The organism is Streptomyces djakartensis (genome assembly GCF_014651075.1).
Classification (GTDB): Bacteria; Actinomycetota; Actinomycetes; order Streptomycetales; family Streptomycetaceae; genus Streptomyces; species Streptomyces djakartensis.
In genome coordinates, this window is the sequence record NZ_BMWE01000001.1 from 187,351 (window position 1) to 204,415 (window position 17,065).

Consider the following 17,065-nt stretch of genomic DNA (forward strand, 5'->3'; position numbering starts at 1 on the left):
TCCCTTTGTGCGGGCTCCCACTCTGTCCCTGTGCGTACACATATGCACGCGCGCGTCACACCCGCGGGTGTACTTCGCCGAGGACACGTCGGCCACAGCGCCGCATGCGTACACTGCACGGCCACTTTCAGCCTTGACCTGCTCATGCCATAAGCAGAACGATATGCGCCACCCGCACACGCACGTCGCACGGAACAACCCCACCTCCCACAAGGAGATTTCATGCGACTTCGCTCAAGAGGCCCCGGTGCCGGCAGACGCACCGCGGCTCTCGCCGCCCTCCTCGCACTCGCCCTCGCGGCTCCCCTGTCCGCGACGACGCCGGACGCCACCGCCGACAGCGCCCCCAAGGCGGCCCCGACGGCCGACGACATCCGGCAGTACGAGATCCACCTGCACTCGACGGCCAAGGACCGCACGGCACTGCAGCGCACGGGTGTGACCGTCGACGAGGTGCACGGCCACGGGGTCGTCGTCTCCGGCCGCGCGGACCAGATCAGGAAGCTGCGCGCGCTGGGCTACGAGGTCACCCCGCTCGGCTCCGTGCCCGACCGCTCCGCCGGCGAGGGCGACGTCCGGCTCTTCGACTTCCCGTCCGCCGACTCGCGCTACCACAACTACGCGGAGATGACAGCCGAGATCAACGCGATCGTCTCGGCGAATCCGTCGATCGCGAGCCGGCGCGTGATCGGCAAGTCGTACCAGGGCCGGGACATCGTCGCGGTCAAGATCAGCGACAACGTGGGCAGCGACGAGTCCGAGCCGGAGGTGCTGTTCACGCACCACCAGCACGCCCGTGAGCACCTGACCGTCGAGATGGCGCTCTACCTGATGCGCGAGCTGACCTCCGGCTACGGCTCCGACTCGCGCGTCACCGGCATGGTGAACAACCGTGAGATCTGGATCGTGCCGGACATCAACCCGGACGGCGGCGAGTACGACATCGCCACCGGGTCGTACCGGTCATGGCGCAAGAACCGGCAGCCCAACTCCGGCTCCTCCTACGTCGGTACGGACCTGAACCGCAACTGGAACTATCGCTGGGGCTGCTGCGGCGGTTCCTCGGGCTCGGCGTCCTCCGACACCTACCGCGGCAGTGCGGCGGAGTCCGCGCCCGAGGTGAAGGTCGTCGCCGACTTCGTGCGCAGCCGGGTCGTCGGCGGCAAGCAGCAGATCAGGGCGGCCATCGACTTCCACACGTACAGCGAGCTGGTGCTGTGGCCGTTCGGCTACACGTACTCCGACACGACGACCGGGATGACCGCGGACGACCACGCGGCGTTCAAGGCGGTCGGGCAGAAGATGGCCGCGAGCAACGGCTACACCGCCGAGCAGTCCAGCGACCTGTACATCACGGACGGGTCGATCGACGACTACCTCTGGGGCGCGCACAAGATCTTCGGGTACACCTTCGAGATGTACCCGAGTTCCGGCGGTGGCGGGTTCTACCCGCCCGACGAGGTGATCGAGCGGGAGACCTCCCGTAACCGGGACGCGGTGCTGCAGTTGCTGGAGAACGCGGACTGTATGTACCGGTCGATCGGGAAGGAGAGCCAGTACTGCGGCTAGTCGGCGTCTTCCTCGAAGTAGGCGTCCAGTACCGCGTCCAACTCGCTGTCCCACCGCGCGAAGTGACTTCTGGCCGGTGCCTCGATCTCGATCGGGTACCAGCGCCGGTCAGGAGTGTGGACGGTGACGGTGTAGCGCTTGCCGAAGCGGGCGGTCTCGGTCTCGACCGCCCCGATCTCGTCCCAGCGGAACTCGCACTCCTGGTCGTCCAGGGACAGTCGTACGCCCCTGTGGTCGGCGACCATCCTCGCGCGGCGGTCGGACGCCTCGAAGACGGGGCCGTCCACCGGGGTGTCCTCCTCCGGCCCGGAGGAGGACGCCTCCGCCGTCTCCTGCGCCGTCTCCTGCGGCTCGGGGGCGGCTTCCTCGGCCTCGGTGACCTCAGGCTCCTCCTCCGGCCCCTCGTCCTGCGCCCGTCCGGACGCGGGTGACGTGAGCCCGGGGATGAAGGCCGGGTCGAATCCGGCGCCCTCCAGGGGCTGGCTGCTCGAACCTATGCGCTGCTCCACAGCCCAGCAGTATGGTCGACGAACCTGTGCCGTACACAGCCAGCCCCTGCATCGTTACCTGACGCCTACACGATGACGCCCGTACGACGACGCCTGCACAACGGCGCCCGCACAACGGCGCCTACACGAACAGACTGAGCACAGCCGCCACCGCGAACCCCGCCACCAACAGCACACTCTCCAGCACCGTCCAGGTCTTGAGCGTGTCCCGCTCGCTGATGCCGAAGTACTTGGCGACCATCCAGAAGCCGCCGTCGTTGACGTGTGAGGCGAATATGGAGCCCGCCGAGATGGCCATGATGACCAGCGCGACGAACGCCTGTGAGTGGTCGCCCTCCGACAGCAACGGCGCCACGATGCCGGCCGTCGTCACGATCGCCACCGTCGCCGAGCCCTGGGCGACCCGCAGGACCACGGAGATCAGGTAGGCGAGGACGATCACCGGGAGGCCCACGCCGTTGAACGTGTCCGAGAGGGCCTGGGCGACGCCGCTGCCCTTGAGGACCGCCCCGAAGACACCGCCCGCGCCGACCACCAGCAGGATGTTGCCGACCGGCTTCAGGGACGCCGTCGACACCGTCTCCAGGGACTTGCGGGACCAGCCGCGCCGGATGCCGAGCAGGTAGTACGCGCAGAACAGCGCGATGGTGAGGGCCACGAAGGGGTTGCCGAAGAACTCGACCACCGAGCGGAGGGTGGACGGGGCGAGGGCGATCGAGGAGAAGGTCGCGGCGAGGATGAGGACCAGCGGTGTGCCGATGATGCCGAGGACCGTGCCGAGGGGCAGCGGGTGCTCGCTCGGCGCCACCCCGGCGGCCCGCTGCTCGTCGACGACGGCCTGCTTGGCCTCCTCCGCCGCCTCGACCATGTCCTGCGGCACGGCGACGAAGATGCGGCGGCCGATCCACGCCGAGTACGCCCACGCCGCCACCACGGCCGGCAGACCGCAGACGACGCCCATGAGGATGACCCAGCCGAGGTCCACGTGGAGGAGACCGGCGGCGGCGACCGGGCCGGGGTGCGGCGGCAGGAAGGCGTGCGTGACGGACAGACCGGCCAGCAGGGGCAGGCAGTAGAGCAGGATCGACTTGCCGGAGCGCTTGGCGGCGGCGTAGACGATCGGGGCCAGGACGAAGATGCCGACGTCGAAGAAGACCGGGATACCGAAGATCAGGCCGGTCAGGCCCATGGCGAGCGGGGCGCGCCGCTCGCCGAACATGCCGAGCAGGCGGCGGGCCAGCACCTCGGCGCCGCCGCTGACTTCGAGGATCGCGCCGAGCATGGTGCCCAGGCCGATGATGATGGCGACATGGCCGAGGATGCCGCCCATGCCGGACTCGATGGTGGAGACGGCGTCCGACTTCTGGACCGTGCCGAAGAGTTCGGTGACCGACAGGCCGGCCGCGAGGCCGACGGCTATGGAGACCGCGAGCAGCGCGACGAACGGCTGCAGTCTCACCCTGATGATGAGGAAGAGCAGGAGCGCGATACCGAGCGCTGCGGTGAGCAGGAGTCCGGCCGTGCCGTCCACGAGGAGGAGCAGGCCTCCCGTGTGGGGTGGGGTCTCGGCGGGGGCGGACACGGCGAGCGAATGGGACATTCGGGGGTCCTCTACGTAAATGCATACAGCTTCTGGGTAGGGGGGAGCGCGGCGCGGCGCATCGAGGGCGCCGCACCTCACGGACGTGCGGGGGTTGAGGGGGTGTCAGCCGAGGACGGCGAGCGCGTCGATCTCGATGAGGAGACCCGCGGGAAGGCCGACGTAGACCGTGGTGCGCGCGGCGGGCGGCTGGGTCAGGTCCTGCTCCCCGAAGTACGCGTCGTAGATCCCGTTGAACTCGGCGAAGTGGGCCACGTCCGTCAGATAGACGCGGATCATCATCACGTCGTCCCAGCCGGCGCCGCCCTCCTCGAGGATGGCCTTGACGTTGGCCAGGGTCTGGAGGGTCTGCTCGCGCAGGCCCGGCCCGGCGGGCGTGGGCGGCTTGCCCTCCTCGGCGGGCAGGAAGCCGACCTGGCCGGCGACCTGGAGGATGTTGCCCTTCTTCACACCGTGCGAGAACCTCGCCGGCGGGGTGGTGTGGGTCCTGGGGGTGAGTGCGGTCTTGTCCGTCATACGGTGCCCTTCGATGGTGTTCTGCCGGAGTACTCCCCGCTGATGGCGTCCGCCGTGCGGCGCACCAGCGGCAGGAGGGTGAGGAGTTCGTCGGCGGTGACGACGACGTTCGGCGCGGAGACCGACATCGCGGCGACGACCCGGCCGTCGGCGCCGCGGATGGGTGCGGCGACGCAGTTGATGGACTCCTCGTGGCCGCCGAGGTCGGTGGCCCAGCCCTGTTGGCGCACCTTCTCCAGCTCGCGCAGGAACGCGGTGGCGTCGGGTGTCGAACGGGCCGTGTAGGCGGGGTAGTCGAGCTTCTCCGCGACCGCCCGCCGTTCGTGCTCGGGCAGGTCGGCGAGGAGCAGCTTGGCGACGGCGGCGACGGTGATGGCGACGGGCTTGCCGATGCGGGAGTACATCCGCACGGGGTAGCGGCTGTCGACCTTGTCGATGTAGAGGACCTCGTTCTCCTCGTACACGGCGAGGTGCACGGTGTGGCCGCAGCTCTCGTTCAGGCGGACCAGGTGAGGGTGGGCGATCTCGCGGACGTCGAGGTTCTCCATCGCCTCCTGGGCGAGCGCGAAGAGCCGGGCGCCGAGGCGGTAGCGCTGGTCGGACTGGCGGTAGACCAGGCCGTGCTCGTGCAGGGTGCGCAGCAGGCGCAGCGCCGTTGACTTGTGCACGCCGAGGCGGTCGGCGACCTGCCCCAGGTCGGCGGGACCCTCGGCGAGCAGCGGAAGGATGCTGAGCGCGCGGTCGACGGTCTGGCTCATGGCGTACGTACCTCCTCGTCGGCCCGCTGGGTGTCCTCGGTCCAGCCCGGGCCGAGTCGCAGTCTCCCCCATGCGGTGTCGTCCAGGGCGACGAGCCGGTCGGCGTGCTGGCGCGCGGGCGGTGCGGCGAGGTCGCCGGGGACGGTGAGGGCGGCGGCGGCCATCAGGTGCCCGTGCCGCAGCCGGTCCCGTACGGGCAGTCCGCGCAGGGTGGCGGAGAGGAACCCGGCGGCGAAGGCGTCGCCGGCGCCGACGGCCGCGACGACGTCGACGCGCGGGGCGCGGACCAGTGTGGCGGTGCCGTCCGCGTCCTGAGCGCCGGCGGTGTCCCGGTCGAAGGCGACGGCGCCGCCCGGGCCCAGCTTGACGACGACGAGGCCGGGTTCGGGCAGCGCCTCCCGGATGGCGGACGCGCCGTGCAGTCCCCATGCGTCGAGGGCCTCGTCGGCCCCCACGAAGACGATGTCCGCGCGGCGGGCGAGGTCGAGCAGGACCCGCGGCCCGTCCGCGTCGGGCCACAGACCGGGCCGGTGGTTGACGTCGAAGGAGACGAGCGGCCTCTCGGGGCCCGGCTCGGTCAGTTCCCACAGCAGGTCGAGGCAGTCGCCGGACAGCGCCGCCGTGATCCCCGACAGGTGCAGGACGCGCCCGGCACGTACCGCCGCGAGGTCGACCGTGCGGACGGACATCGCCGAGGCGGCCGAGCCGGCCCGGTAGTACGCCACCTCGTGGGCCTGGTCGGCCCGGTCCCCCGCGGTGCGGAAGTAGATGCCGGTCGGACGCGCCGGATCACGCCGCACGGACGTGACGTCGACGCCGTACGCGCCGATCTCCTGGAGGAGATGGTCACCGAAGCCGTCGGAGCCCACGGCGCTGACCCACCGCGCGGAATGTCCGGCGGCGGCCAGCCCGCACGCCACGTTGGACTCCGCGCCGCCGATCCCCCGGTGGAAGTCGGGAACGTCGGCGAGCCGGCCCGGCCTGGAGGGCAGGAACGTGACCATGGACTCGCCGAGCGCGACGACATCCACGACGTCGGTGGCGTCGCCGGGTCCGGTGGGGGTCACGATGCTCTCAGCTCCTCGTCGGGCCGGCCGGTGGCGGTTTCATTGACCGGGGGTGGCCGAGATGTTAGACAGCGTTGAGCGATATACGCAATGGATGTTGCAGTAAGTGCAACGCCGCTGATCAGGGAGGTTCCATGACAGCTGACTCCGCCGCCGAGCCCCTCGCCCGGCTCGCCGCCGAGCGCGTCGACCACCGCTTCAAGGGCCTCCCGCCGGACGCCGACGGACTGACGGTCGGCGAGCTGGCCGCCCAGCGCCGGAACCTCTTCACCGGCGGCTTCACCACGCCCGTGCTCGCGCTGTCCGCCGAGCGCCTGGAGCACAACCTGAAGCTCATGGAGGTCTACGCGGACCGGCACGGCCTGGCCTTCGCTCCGCACGGCAAGACCTCCATGGCCCCGCAGCTGTTCCACCGGCAGATCGAGCACGGGGCGTGGGGCATCACCCTGGCGGTGCCGCACCAGGTGCGGGTGGCGCGGGCGTTCGGGATCCGGCGGGTGTTCCTCGCGAACGAGCTGGTCGACCCGGCGGCCCTGCGCTGGGTGGCCGCCGAGCTCGACTCCGACCCGGAGTTCCGCTTCGTCTGCTACGTCGACTCCGTGCGCGGGGTGGAGCTGATGGACGCGGCGCTGCGCGGCACCTCGCGCCCCGTGGACGTCGTCGTCGAACTCGCCGCCGGTGAGGGTGCCCGTACGGGTGTCCGTACGGAGGCGGAGTGCGCGGCGGTGGCGGACGCGGTGGCGGGCACCCGGACGCTGCGGCTGGCCGGCGTGGCGGGCTACGAGGGCGAGGTGCCGCGGGCCGACCCGGAGCGGGTGGCCGCGTGGCTGCGGCGGCTGGTCGCGCTCGCCGTCGACTTCGACAAGGCGGGGCGCTTCGACGGCCTGGACGAGATCGTCGTCAGCGCCGGAGGCAGCGCCTGGTTCGACGCGGTCGCGGACGTCTTCGCGGACATCCCGGAACTCTCCCTTCCGGTGCTGAGGTTGCTGCGCTCCGGGGCGTACGTCTCGCACGACGACGGCCACTACCGCAAGCTGACCCCGTTCAACCGGGTGCCCGAGGAGGGCGCTCTGGAGCCGGCGTTCCGCCTGTGGACGCAGGTGGTGTCCCGGCCGACGGCCGGGCAGGCCTTCGTCAACGCGGGCAAGCGGGACGCGGCCTACGACCTCGACCTGCCGTTCGCCCAGGTGGTCCGCCGGGACGGTGCCGAGCGCCCGGCCGACGGCGTGTCGGTGACGGCGCTGTCCGACCAGCACGCCTGGCTGCGCACCACGCCGGAGGCGGACCTGGAGGTCGGTGACTGGGTCGGCCTGGGCCTGTCCCACCCGTGCACCTCGTTCGACAAGTGGCCGCTGATCCCGGTCGCGGAGGCGGACGGCGCGGTCGTCGACTACGTCCGTACCTACTTCTAGGAGGACGCCGCATGGAAGAGCTCGTCATCCGGGACGCGGACGTCGTGGACGGTTCCGGCGGGGACTCCTACCGGGCCGATGTGGTGGTCGACGGCGGCCGGATCGTGGGAATCGTCAAGGAGGCGGCCATGGCCGGCTGCCAGCGTCCGAAGGCGCGCCGGGAGCTGGACGCGGACGGGCTCGTCCTCTCCCCCGGCTTCATCGACATGCACGCCCACAGCGACCTGGCCCTGCTGCGCGACCCCGACCACAGCGCCAAGGCCGCGCAGGGCGTCACGCTGGAGGTCATCGGCCAGGACGGGCTGTCGTACGCGCCCGTCGACGACCGCACGCTCGACGAGGTGCGCCGCGCGATCGCCGGGTGGAACGGCCCGGGGGACGACATCGACTTCGACTGGCGGACGGTGGGCGAGTACCTGGACCGGCTGGACCGCGGGATCGCCGTCAACGCGGCCTACCTCATCCCCCAGGGCACGGTCCGTGCGCTCGTCGTCGGCTGGGAGGACCGGGAGGCCACCCCGCAAGAGCTGGACCGGATGCGGCGGTTGGTCGCCGAGGGCATGGAGCAGGGCGCGGTCGGCATGTCGTCCGGGCTGACGTACACGCCCGGCATGTACGCGAAGGACGCCGAACTGACCGAGCTGTGCCGGGTGGTGGCGTCGTACGGCGGCTACTACTGCCCGCACCACCGCTCCTACGGCGCGGGCGCCCTGGAGGCGTACGAGGAGATGGTCGCCCTGGCCCGGGAGGCGGGCTGCTCCCTCCATCTCGCCCACGCCACCATGAACTTCGGCGTGAACAGGGGCCGGGCGCCCGAGCTGCTGGCCCTGCTGGACGCGGCGCTGGCGGCCGGGGCCGACATCACCCTGGACACCTACCCCTACACACCTGGCTGCACGACCCTCGCGGCGATCCTGCCGAGCTGGGCGAGCGAGGGCGGCCCGGAGCGGACCCTCGAGCGGCTGTCGGACGAGGAGACGGCGGCGCGCATCCGGCACGACCTGGAGGTCACCGGCTCGGACGGCTGCCACGGCGTGCCCGTCGACTGGGACACGATCGAGATCTCGGGCGTGGGCGACCCGGCACTGGCGGAGTTCGTCGGCCGGACGGTCCAGGAGTCGGCGGACATCCGGCGCGAGGCCCCCTGGGTGACGGCGCGTGGGCTGCTGCTGGCCGACCGGCTGGCCCCGACGATCCTCCAGCACGTCGGGCACGAGGAGAACGTCCTGGCGATCATGCGCCACCGGGTGCACACCGGCGGCTCGGACGGCATCCTCCAGGGCGCCAAGCCGCACCCGCGCGCGTACGGCACGTTCCCGCACTATCTCGGGCACTACGTGCGGGAGTTGGGAGTGCTGTCGCTCGAGGAGTGCGTCGCGCACCTCACCTCGCGACCGGCGGCCCGGCTCCGGCTGCCTAACCGGGGGCTGGTGCGTGAGGGACACGTCGCCGACCTGGTGCTCTTCGATCCGGCGACGGTGGCGGCCGGGTCGAGTTTCGCGGAGCCCCGGGTGCTCCCCACGGGCATCCCGTACGTGCTGGTCGACGGGCGGTTCGTGATCGAGGACGGCCGGCGCACGGACGCCCTGGCGGGCCGGGCGGTCCGCGGGATCCCTCCCGCGTGACCGCCCGCCCCGGGGCTCTTCCCTACGGCTTGGGCAGGGTGCAGCCGCTCGCGCTCAGGTCGAGCTTGTTGTCGATGCCGAAGCAGGACGGGATCTGGTAGGTCTGCTGGGCGTAGTTGATGCCCTTGCGGACGGTCACGTCGCCGTTCGCGTCGACCTCACAGGGGTTGTTCACCGTGCAGCGCTCGCCGTCCTCGTTGCCGGTGTTGTTGATGGCGACGACCTTGCCGGTGGCCTGGTCGACGACGGGCGAGCCCGACGTGCCGCCGATGGTGTTGCAGGCGGAGGTGTAACGGACGGAGTCCTTCCAGGTCCAGCCGCCCTCCTTCAGGGTGGGCACGAACCCGTCGATGTCGCAGCTGTAGATCCGCTTCCAGTAGCCGGAGGGGATGCTGATGGCGGTGCCGGCGACCGGGTGGCTGTCGTTCAGGGTCAGCGCGTTGATGCCGTACGAGCTCTTGATCTGCCCGTACGTGGTGGTGAGCTGGTAGAACGCGACGTCCGTGTCGGTCATCGTGCCGTACGCGAGCTTGGCGGCGCGCAGGGTCGCCACGCGCGTGCCGGAGGCGTTCAGCAGGCCGAAGGTGCGGCTTGAGGCCTGGTCGACGCGGACCTCGCCGGGGGCGGGGAAGCCGCCGTCCAGGCAGTGGCCGTTGGTCATCACCAGCGCCGGGTCGTTCTCCTCGGAGTCCGGCATGCGGACGACAGAGCCGGAGCAGTTGCTGAGCGCGACGGTGCCGGCGAAGTTGACGCCCTTGGCCGTCGGGTTGGTGATCCCGGACAGGGTGTCCGTTGCGGACGAGACCACGTCCGTGACGGCGGACGTGACCTGGCCCGCGTCCGCGGCCTTGCCGACGCCCGTGGGGGCGGCCTCGGCAGCGGTCGCGGGAGCCGCGCCGGCCCCGGCTATCGCCAGGGCGAAGAACGCGGCGGCGAGAGGTTTTCTCATGGGGGGTCCCCTCTTGCGACGGAGGCGGCCGGAAAACCTCCGGCCGCCCGCAGTGTTGTCATGTGCATTGTGAGGGGGTGGGACGCCGGGGCACAAGGATTGGCATCCGGCACGGACGGCGGCGCTCCTGCCCTCGGGGCGGCACGCCCGGCCCAAGTAGTTCTATCAGGCCCGCTGTTGGCGGACGTCCGCGACCGCCGCGTCGATGTACGTCATGAGCGTCGCGCCACCGACCGTGATCCGCGCGCCCAGCTCGCGGCACCGCTGCTGACGGGCCGGAGTGACCCGGCCGGCGAAGAACACGGCCGGGCCGTCGAAGAGTCCGCGCTCCCGCCAGCCCTGGAGGTCGCTGAACCCGGCGTCCCGGTCGGTGCCGCGCGCGACATCGGAGATCAGCAGGTCGACGGGGACGGTGCGCAGGAGATGCTCGGCCTCCCGCCCGTCCACGGCCAGCAGCACGTCGGCGCCGCGCTCCTCCAGAGCGCGGGCGTAGGTCGCGTTGTTCTGTGGATGGTCATCGACCCATAGGATCCGGATGCCCCCGTACTCGCCCCGAGTGCCCGGCTCCCCGCGCCCGCGCTCCTCGTCGTCGGGCACCGGGGCCACCGGGGTCACGCCGCCCTCCTGAAGCTGCCTCACCAGCTCGTCCACCTGCGGGAGCCGCATCCACTCCTCGACGAGGTGGACGAAACCCTGGTCGCGTGCCAGGGCGGGGAACGCGGTGGGAAGTTCCTCCTCCAGCCGGGCCAGGGCCGTCGCCCGGCTGTCGACGTCCTCCGGCTCCGGTGCCGCCAGCCCGTGCCCGGTCACCGAGTCCACCGTGATCCGCCACGACTCCCCGTCCGCGGGGGCCGTCTGGCTCAGCACCCTCCGGGCCACCCGGTACTCGAGGAACTCACGGGCCGCGTGCGCGTAGGTGCCGTCGCCGGTCACGAGGAGCCGGTAGAACTCCGCGTACAGGTGCTGCAGCAAAAGCGTCCTGACTACCGCCTCAGCGCTGAAGCGCGCCCACACGGGGTTGAGCGAGCACTCCAGGCCGAAGCCGTTCATCAGCCGCTTGATCCGGCGCGGGTTGCGGGCGGAGCGGTCGGCGATCAGCCTGACCAGGTCGTCGTCCAGCAGTTCCCGCAGACCGGAGCGATCGGCCCAGTGCCGGACGTAGCCCTCGGCCTCATCACGGCCCGGAACCGGCAGCCGGTAACTCGTCTGGAAGATCTTCTCCATGAACGCCGACCCGGCCGGCCCCAGATCCCGCAGCAGCCCCTGCGGCCCGAGGGCCGACCGGTCGCAGCCGATCACGAAGGCGAGCCCCGGCACGTCGAGATAGACCTTCACCGCCTCGCAGACCGCGAGCACCGTCTCCTCCGAGCAGCGGTCCAGATCGTCGATGAAGACGACCAGCAGCCGCCGCGGCTCGTACGCGGCGGACTCGGCCCACTCGGTGGCGAGGTCGCGCAGCGCCTCCCGCAGATCGTTGCGCGCCTTGGCGTCGACGGACAGGTCGCGCCAGAACTGGTCGACCACCCCGGCCGCCCCGAACGGCGCCGCGGCCACCGTCAGCGTCGCCCGCAGCGCCCGCAGCAGCGTGCCCCGCTCGGAGGCGTGGTGCAGCGCCCGCCGCAGCAGCCGCCGGTCGAAGCTCGCCAGGACCGACTTGATGAGCCCTTCCAGCGCGTCGGACCCCGTGGAGGTCCAGGCGTTGTACCAGACGGTCGCCACGTCCCTGTACTGCCGCAGCTCCGCCTCGACCAGCCGCATCAGACTGCTCTTGCCCATGCCCCAGCCCGCGTCCACCGCGAGGGTGAACGGCGTGGCCGTCCGCGAGGTGTGCAGCAGTCCCGCCAGCTCACGCGCTGCCCGAGCGGCGCCCAGCAGGTCGGCCTCCACGGCCGTGACCGGCTCGTCGTTGAGCAGCGCGAAGTCCATGTCCTGTCCCTCCCCCGTGCGGTAGACAGGCCCAACCTACCCAGTCCGCCCGCCACTTGTGTCCTTGGTGCCGCCCGGGCCGTGTCCGGGCTTGCGTCCGGAGTTGCCCGGCGCGGACGTGGTGGCGGGGTCGGTGGGCGCCGGGGCCGTGGTGGCGGAGGTCGGGCCCCCGGCCGAGGGCTCCCCCGTGTTCGCCCCGCCTTCGGAAGGCGGGCGGCTCGCCCCGTCGTCCGGGCCGGCCGACGCCGTCCCGGACGACGGGTCATCCGAGGCGGACGGCCGGCCGGCGGCGGGCACCCCGGTGGCCGGCGCGCGGGAGGGCGTACCGGGCGTGAATGTGGGGCTCGCGGGATCACCTGCCGTCGTACCCGTCCGGCCGCCCTCGCCACTCGGCGTCCCACCGGAGGGCGCGTCCGAGGAGGAGAACCCGGCGATCAGGGCGGCCGCCGCCGCGGCGCCCACGGCTCCGGCGGCGATCGCCACCCGGCGGGTCCGCCACGGGCTCGGCCTGCGCCGGGAGCGGTGGCCGCCCCCGCCGGCCCTGCCACGCGCCGGCACCGGCGGCAGCTCACGTGTGTCGCCCATGCCGTCCGCGGTTTGTGTGCCGTCGTAGTGGACCTCCCATCCGTGCGCCGCGGCCGGATCGGCGTACGCGTCGTAGGCCGGGGGCGGTGCGGCCTGCGGCAGGTACACGTTCGGCGTCGCATGGGACTCGCCGCTCGTCGCTCCGTCGGCGTATTCGGATGGCCTGGACATGGCGGCGAATTGTAGGCACCAATGGCGCTGGTAGAACAGCGCGCGGCGATATCCGCCCAAACCGACGCGTCTCACGTGGCGGAAAACACGGCCCGTTAGGCGTTACCGGGCCGTAAGCTCCCGTATATGCAGGTGATCCAGTCGACCAAGCTCGCCAACGTCTGTTACGAGATCCGGGGGCCGGTGCTCGAGGAGGCGATGCGGCTGGAGGCGGCCGGGCATCGGATCCTCAAGCTGAACACCGGCAACCCGGCCGCGTTCGGCTTCGAGTGTCCGCCCGAGATCCTGGAGGACGTCCTCCGGAACGTGTCCTCGGCCCATGGCTACGGGGACGCGAAGGGACTGCTGGCCGCGCGCCGCGCCGTGGTCATGCACAACCAGACCCTCGGCATCGAGACGGACGTCGAGCACGTCTTCATCGGCAACGGCGTCTCCGAGCTGATCGTGATGGCGATGCAGGGCCTGCTGGACGACGGGGACGAGGTCCTCGTACCCGCCCCGGACTATCCGCTGTGGACCGCCGCCGTGTCCCTGTCCGGCGGTACCGCCGTGCACTACCGCTGTGACGAGCAGTCCGACTGGATGCCGGACCTCGCCGACGTCGAGCGCAAGGTCACCGACCGCACCAAGGCGATCGTGATCATCAACCCGAACAACCCGACCGGGGCGGTCTACGACGAGGCGATGCTGAAGGGGCTCACCGACATCGCCCGCCGCCACAACCTGCTCGTCTGCTCGGACGAGATCTACGACAAGATCCTCTACGACGAGGCCGTGCACACCCCGACCGCCGCCGTCGCCCCCGACCTGCTGACCCTCACCTTCAACGGCATGTCGAAGGCGTACCGGGTCGCCGGTTACCGGGTGGGCTGGATGTCGATCTCCGGGCCGCGCGCGCACGCCGACTCCTACATCGAGGGTCTGACGATCCTGGCGAACATGCGGCTGTGCGCCAACATGCCGGGGCAGCACGGCGTCGTGGCCGCGCTGAGCGGACGCCAGACGATCAACGACCTGGTCCTGCCGGGCGGCCGGCTCCGCGAGCAGCGGGACGTCGCCTACGAGCTGCTGACCCAGATCCCGGGCGTGACCTGCGTGAAGCCGAAGGGGGCGCTGTATCTGTTCCCGCGCCTCGACCCGAAGGTGTTCAAGATCAAGGACGACCGGCGGATGGTCCTGGACCTGCTCCGAAGCGAAAAGATCATGGTCGTTCAGGGCACCGGCTTCAACTGGCCCGAGCCGGACCACTTCCGGGTCGTGACACTGCCGACGGTCGGCGACCTGCGCGACGCGGTGGGCCGGATCGGGCACTTCCTGGACGGCTACAGCCAGACCTGAACCCGTCGGACCCACCCGCCCGCTCACACTATGTGCGCAGGCGGTCCGATATTGTGAACAACTCAACTTTAGACGAAATCTAAGCTAGGATGGCTTCCTGTAAGGACTCAGGAGGCCCTCCCATGTACGAACCGATCCGCGCCAAGTCGGTCCACAGCACGGTGGACGGCCCCAACCCCGACTTTCCCCACCGTTCTCGTGAGGAGGAGCTGGACATCCAGCTCGCGGGGCATCTCGCCGCCCTGCTCGCCGTCACGGACGAGCTGCGCGCGGCGGCACCGTCGGCCGACCTGGACGTCGCGGCGGAGCGGCTCGCGGAGCAGGTGGCCCGGCTGAGGGACGGACGGGCGCCGGCCCGTCTGCCCGGCGCCCGGCGCGAGGGCGGCGCGGCGGCACTGCACCGGCGGGCGCACGCCCTGGCGGGGCGCGCGCTGGTGGTCGCCGCCTCCCGTGCCGACACGGCGGCCGCGATCCTGGCCGCCGAGCGGATGGACGCGCACGCGGCGGCTCTGGAGGCGCGCGAACTCGCGTCGCACTGAGCCCGTTCGGGCTCCCTTCGACGGCCCCGGCCCGCGCGCACCCGCAGCGACGCGCGGGCCGGGTGCCACAGCACTGCGTTGGCTTGGGCCGTGGGGGGCCGTGGGGCTTCACGCCCGGTGGTGAGCGCGGGTTGGGTGTAGCTGGGCGCGCAGTTCCCCGCGCCCCTTCAGGGCGTCCCCGCCAGGGCGTCACAGTGGGGATCCGCGAGCCGTGGGTCCGTGCGGGCGGGGTGTGGCTGGGCGCGCAGTTCCCCGCGCCCCTTTGGGGCGTTCCCGCCAGGGCGTCACAGTGGGGATCCGCGAGCCGTGGGTCCGTGCGGGTGGGGTGTGGCTGGGCGCGCAGTTCCCCGCGCCCCTTCAGGGCCTCCCGCCAGGGCGTCACAGTGGGGATCACGGGCCGTGGGTCCGTGCGGGTGGGGTGTGGCTGGGCGCGCAGTTCCCCGCGCCCCTTTGGGGAGTCAGGAAGGGCCCGCACGGCGTTGTGCGGGCCCTTCGAGGGTGGTGCTGGCACCGCGGCCGGCCGTGACGATGTTGCTGGTCAGGGCACGATCGGAGCCGGCCGCGGCGTCGGTGGAGGGCCGTGTCAGCCCAGGCGCCGCACCAGGGCGCGGTACTCGTCCCACAGCTCCTTCGGGGTGTGGTCACCGAAGGTGTTGAGGTGGTCGGGGACCAGGGCGGCCTCCTCGCGCCAGACCTCCTTGTCGACCGTGAGCAGGAACTCCAGGTCGGAGTCGGCCAGCTTCAGGCCGTCCGTGTCGAGGGCGGCCTTGGTCGGCAGGATGCCGATCGGCGTCTCGACGCCCTCGGCCGTGCCGTCCAGGCGGCCCACGATCCACTTCAGGACGCGGGAGTTCTCGCCGAAGCCGGGCCAGACGAACTTGCCCTCGTCGTTCTTGCGGAACCAGTTGACGTAGTAGATCTTCGGCAGCTTGGACTGGTCCTTGTCCTTGGCCACGTCGATCCAGTGGGCCATGTAGTCGCCCATGTTGTAGCCGCAGAACGGCAGCATCGCGAAGGGGTCGCGGCGCAGCTCGCCGACCTTGCCCTCGGCGGCGGCGGTCTTCTCGGAGGCCACGTTGGCGCCGAGGAACACGCCGTGGTTCCAGTCGAAGGACTCCGTCACCAGCGGCACGGCCGTGGCGCGGCGGCCGCCGAAGAGGATCGCCGAGATCGGCACGCCCTTGGGGTCCTCCCACTCCGGCGCGATGATCGGGCACTGCGAGGCCGGGACGGTGAAGCGGGCGTTGGGGTGGGCCGCCGGGGTCTCCGACTCCGGGGTCCAGTCGTTGCCCTTCCAGTCGGTGAGGTGCGCCGGGGCCTCCTCCGTCATGCCCTCCCACCACACGTCGTTGTCGTCGGTGAGGGCGACGTTCGTGAAGACGGAGTTGCCCCACAGCGTCTTCATCGCGTTGGCGTTGGTGTGCTCACCGGTGCCGGGCGCGACACCGAAGAAGCCGGCCTCGGGGTTGATGGCGTACAGCCGGCCGTCCTCGCCGAAGCGCATCCAGGCGATGTCGTCGCCGATGGTCTCGACCGTCCAGCCGGGGATGGTCGGCTCCAGCATGGCGAGGTTGGTCTTGCCGCAGGCGCTCGGGAAGGCCGCGGCCACGTACTTGGCCTCGCCGCGCGGCGGGGTCAGCTTGAGGACCAGCATGTGCTCGGCCAGCCAGCCCTCGTCACGCGCCATGACGGACGCGATGCGCAGGGCGTAGCACTTCTTGCCGAGCAGCGCGTTGCCGCCGTAGCCGGAGCCGTAGGACCAGATCTCGCGGTCCTCGGGGAAGTGCGAGATGTACTTGGTCCGGTTGCAGGGCCAGGGGACGTCCTCCTGGCCGGGCTCCAGCGGGGCGCCCAGGGTGTGCACGGCCTTGACGAAGAAGCCCTCGTCGCCGAGCTCGTCGAGGACGGCCTGACCCATGCGGGTCATGGTGCGCATCGAGACGGCGACGTACGCGGAGTCGGTGATCTCCACGCCGAGCGCGGACAGCGGAGAACCGAGCGGGCCCATGCAGAAGGGCACGACGTACATGGTCCGGCCCCGCATCGAGCCGCGGAACAGACCGCCCTCTCCCCCGGAGCCCTGGAAGATCTCCCGCATCTCGGCGGGGGCCTTCCAGTGGTTGGTGGGGCCGGCGTCCTCCTCCTTCTCGGAGCAGATGAACGTCCGGTCCTCCACTCGCGCGACGTCGGTGGGGTCGGAAGCCGCGTAGTAGGAGTGGGGGCGCTTGATCGGGTCGAGTTTCCGGAAGGTGCCCTTCTGGACGAGCTCCTCGCACAGCCGCTCGTACTCGGCCTCGGATCCGTCACACCAGACCACGTTGTCCGGCTGGGTCAGCTCGGCGATCTCGTTCACCCACGAGATCAGCCCCTGATGAGTGGTGGGGACGGTGGGAGCCGCGATGTCGCGCGCCACGATTGCTCCTAAATGAGGGTTTTTTTTGACTTTGGAGGCCCCGTGGGGGCTGCGACCCGGATGCTTCACCGTGGAGCTCGGGCGCTCA

The 17,065-nt window shown here is 71.3% G+C and carries 14 protein-coding genes; 5 read left to right on the top strand and 9 right to left on the bottom strand.

Features of this window, described 5'->3' with window-relative positions; translation table 11 throughout:
- The first annotated feature begins 222 nt into the window (after window positions 1–222).
- On the top strand, window positions 223–1,569 hold the full coding sequence (locus IE212_RS00880; protein WP_190195706.1) for a M14 family metallopeptidase: 1,347 nt from the start codon (window positions 223–225) through the stop codon (window positions 1,567–1,569).
- On the opposite strand, the gene IE212_RS00885 is transcribed toward IE212_RS00880, so the two are convergent.
- From IE212_RS00885 to IE212_RS00905, 5 genes are all read right to left on the bottom strand, one after another.
- Window positions 1,566–2,078: a hypothetical protein gene (locus IE212_RS00885; protein WP_190195707.1), complete on the bottom strand. Its 513-nt coding sequence runs from the start codon at window positions 2,076–2,078 to the stop codon at window positions 1,566–1,568. The two genes, IE212_RS00880 and IE212_RS00885, sit on opposite strands and share 4 nt — an antisense overlap.
- 121 nt (window positions 2,079–2,199) lie before the next feature.
- Window positions 2,200–3,678 carry a GntP family permease gene (locus IE212_RS00890; RefSeq protein ID WP_190195708.1) on the bottom strand — a complete coding sequence of 493 codons (1,479 nt, stop codon included), beginning with the start codon at window positions 3,676–3,678 and terminating at the stop codon, window positions 2,200–2,202.
- 105 nt (window positions 3,679–3,783) lie between these two features.
- Window positions 3,784–4,194, bottom strand: a complete 411-nt coding sequence (locus IE212_RS00895; protein WP_190195709.1) for a RidA family protein — start codon at window positions 4,192–4,194, stop codon at window positions 3,784–3,786.
- Window positions 4,191–4,952 carry an IclR family transcriptional regulator gene (locus IE212_RS00900; protein WP_190195710.1) on the bottom strand — a complete coding sequence of 254 codons (762 nt, stop codon included), beginning with the start codon at window positions 4,950–4,952 and terminating at the stop codon, window positions 4,191–4,193. The genes IE212_RS00895 and IE212_RS00900 overlap by 4 nt, the downstream gene beginning before the upstream one ends.
- Window positions 4,949–6,019: a sugar kinase gene (locus IE212_RS00905; RefSeq protein WP_190195711.1), complete on the bottom strand. Its 1,071-nt coding sequence runs from the start codon at window positions 6,017–6,019 to the stop codon at window positions 4,949–4,951. The genes IE212_RS00900 and IE212_RS00905 overlap by 4 nt, the downstream gene beginning before the upstream one ends.
- Before the next feature lie 134 nt (window positions 6,020–6,153).
- Between IE212_RS00905 and IE212_RS00910 the strand changes: the two genes are divergently transcribed.
- Both IE212_RS00910 and IE212_RS00915 read left to right on the top strand, forming a co-directional pair.
- A complete protein-coding gene (locus IE212_RS00910) occupies window positions 6,154–7,431 on the top strand; it encodes an amino acid deaminase (RefSeq protein ID WP_190195712.1) in 1,278 nt (425 codons plus the stop codon).
- Window positions 7,432–7,442: 11 nt separating this feature from the next.
- Window positions 7,443–9,056: an N-acyl-D-amino-acid deacylase family protein gene (locus IE212_RS00915; protein WP_190195713.1), complete on the top strand. Its 1,614-nt coding sequence runs from the start codon at window positions 7,443–7,445 to the stop codon at window positions 9,054–9,056.
- Window positions 9,057–9,078: 22 nt separating this feature from the next.
- Here the strand turns inward: IE212_RS00915 and IE212_RS00920 are convergent, their stop codons facing one another.
- The 3 genes from IE212_RS00920 to IE212_RS00930 form a co-directional block, all read right to left on the bottom strand.
- A complete protein-coding gene (locus IE212_RS00920) occupies window positions 9,079–10,005 on the bottom strand; it encodes a S1 family peptidase (RefSeq protein ID WP_190195714.1) in 927 nt (308 codons plus the stop codon).
- A gap of 165 nt (window positions 10,006–10,170) precedes the next feature.
- Window positions 10,171–11,931 (bottom strand): P-loop NTPase fold protein, encoded by a 1,761-nt coding sequence (locus IE212_RS00925; protein WP_190195715.1) that lies wholly within the window; start codon window positions 11,929–11,931, stop codon window positions 10,171–10,173.
- A gap of 36 nt (window positions 11,932–11,967) precedes the next feature.
- The gene (locus IE212_RS00930; protein WP_190195716.1) at window positions 11,968–12,687 is read right to left on the bottom strand and encodes a hypothetical protein; all 720 of its coding nucleotides are present in this window, start codon (window positions 12,685–12,687) and stop codon (window positions 11,968–11,970) included.
- A 126-nt stretch (window positions 12,688–12,813) separates the two neighbouring features.
- Between IE212_RS00930 and IE212_RS00935 the strand changes: the two genes are divergently transcribed.
- Together IE212_RS00935 and IE212_RS00940 are read left to right on the top strand one after the other, a co-directional pair.
- Entirely contained in the window at window positions 12,814–14,025 is a 1,212-nt protein-coding gene (locus IE212_RS00935) for a pyridoxal phosphate-dependent aminotransferase (RefSeq protein WP_190195717.1), read from the top strand.
- Between the two features lie 122 nt (window positions 14,026–14,147).
- Window positions 14,148–14,564 (top strand): SCO4983 family protein, encoded by a 417-nt coding sequence (locus IE212_RS00940; RefSeq protein ID WP_190195718.1) that lies wholly within the window; start codon window positions 14,148–14,150, stop codon window positions 14,562–14,564.
- A gap of 583 nt (window positions 14,565–15,147) precedes the next feature.
- Here IE212_RS00940 and IE212_RS00945 read toward each other — a convergent pair.
- The gene (locus IE212_RS00945; RefSeq protein WP_190195719.1) at window positions 15,148–16,977 is read right to left on the bottom strand and encodes a phosphoenolpyruvate carboxykinase (GTP); all 1,830 of its coding nucleotides are present in this window, start codon (window positions 16,975–16,977) and stop codon (window positions 15,148–15,150) included.
- Window positions 16,978–17,065 lie beyond the last annotated feature (88 nt).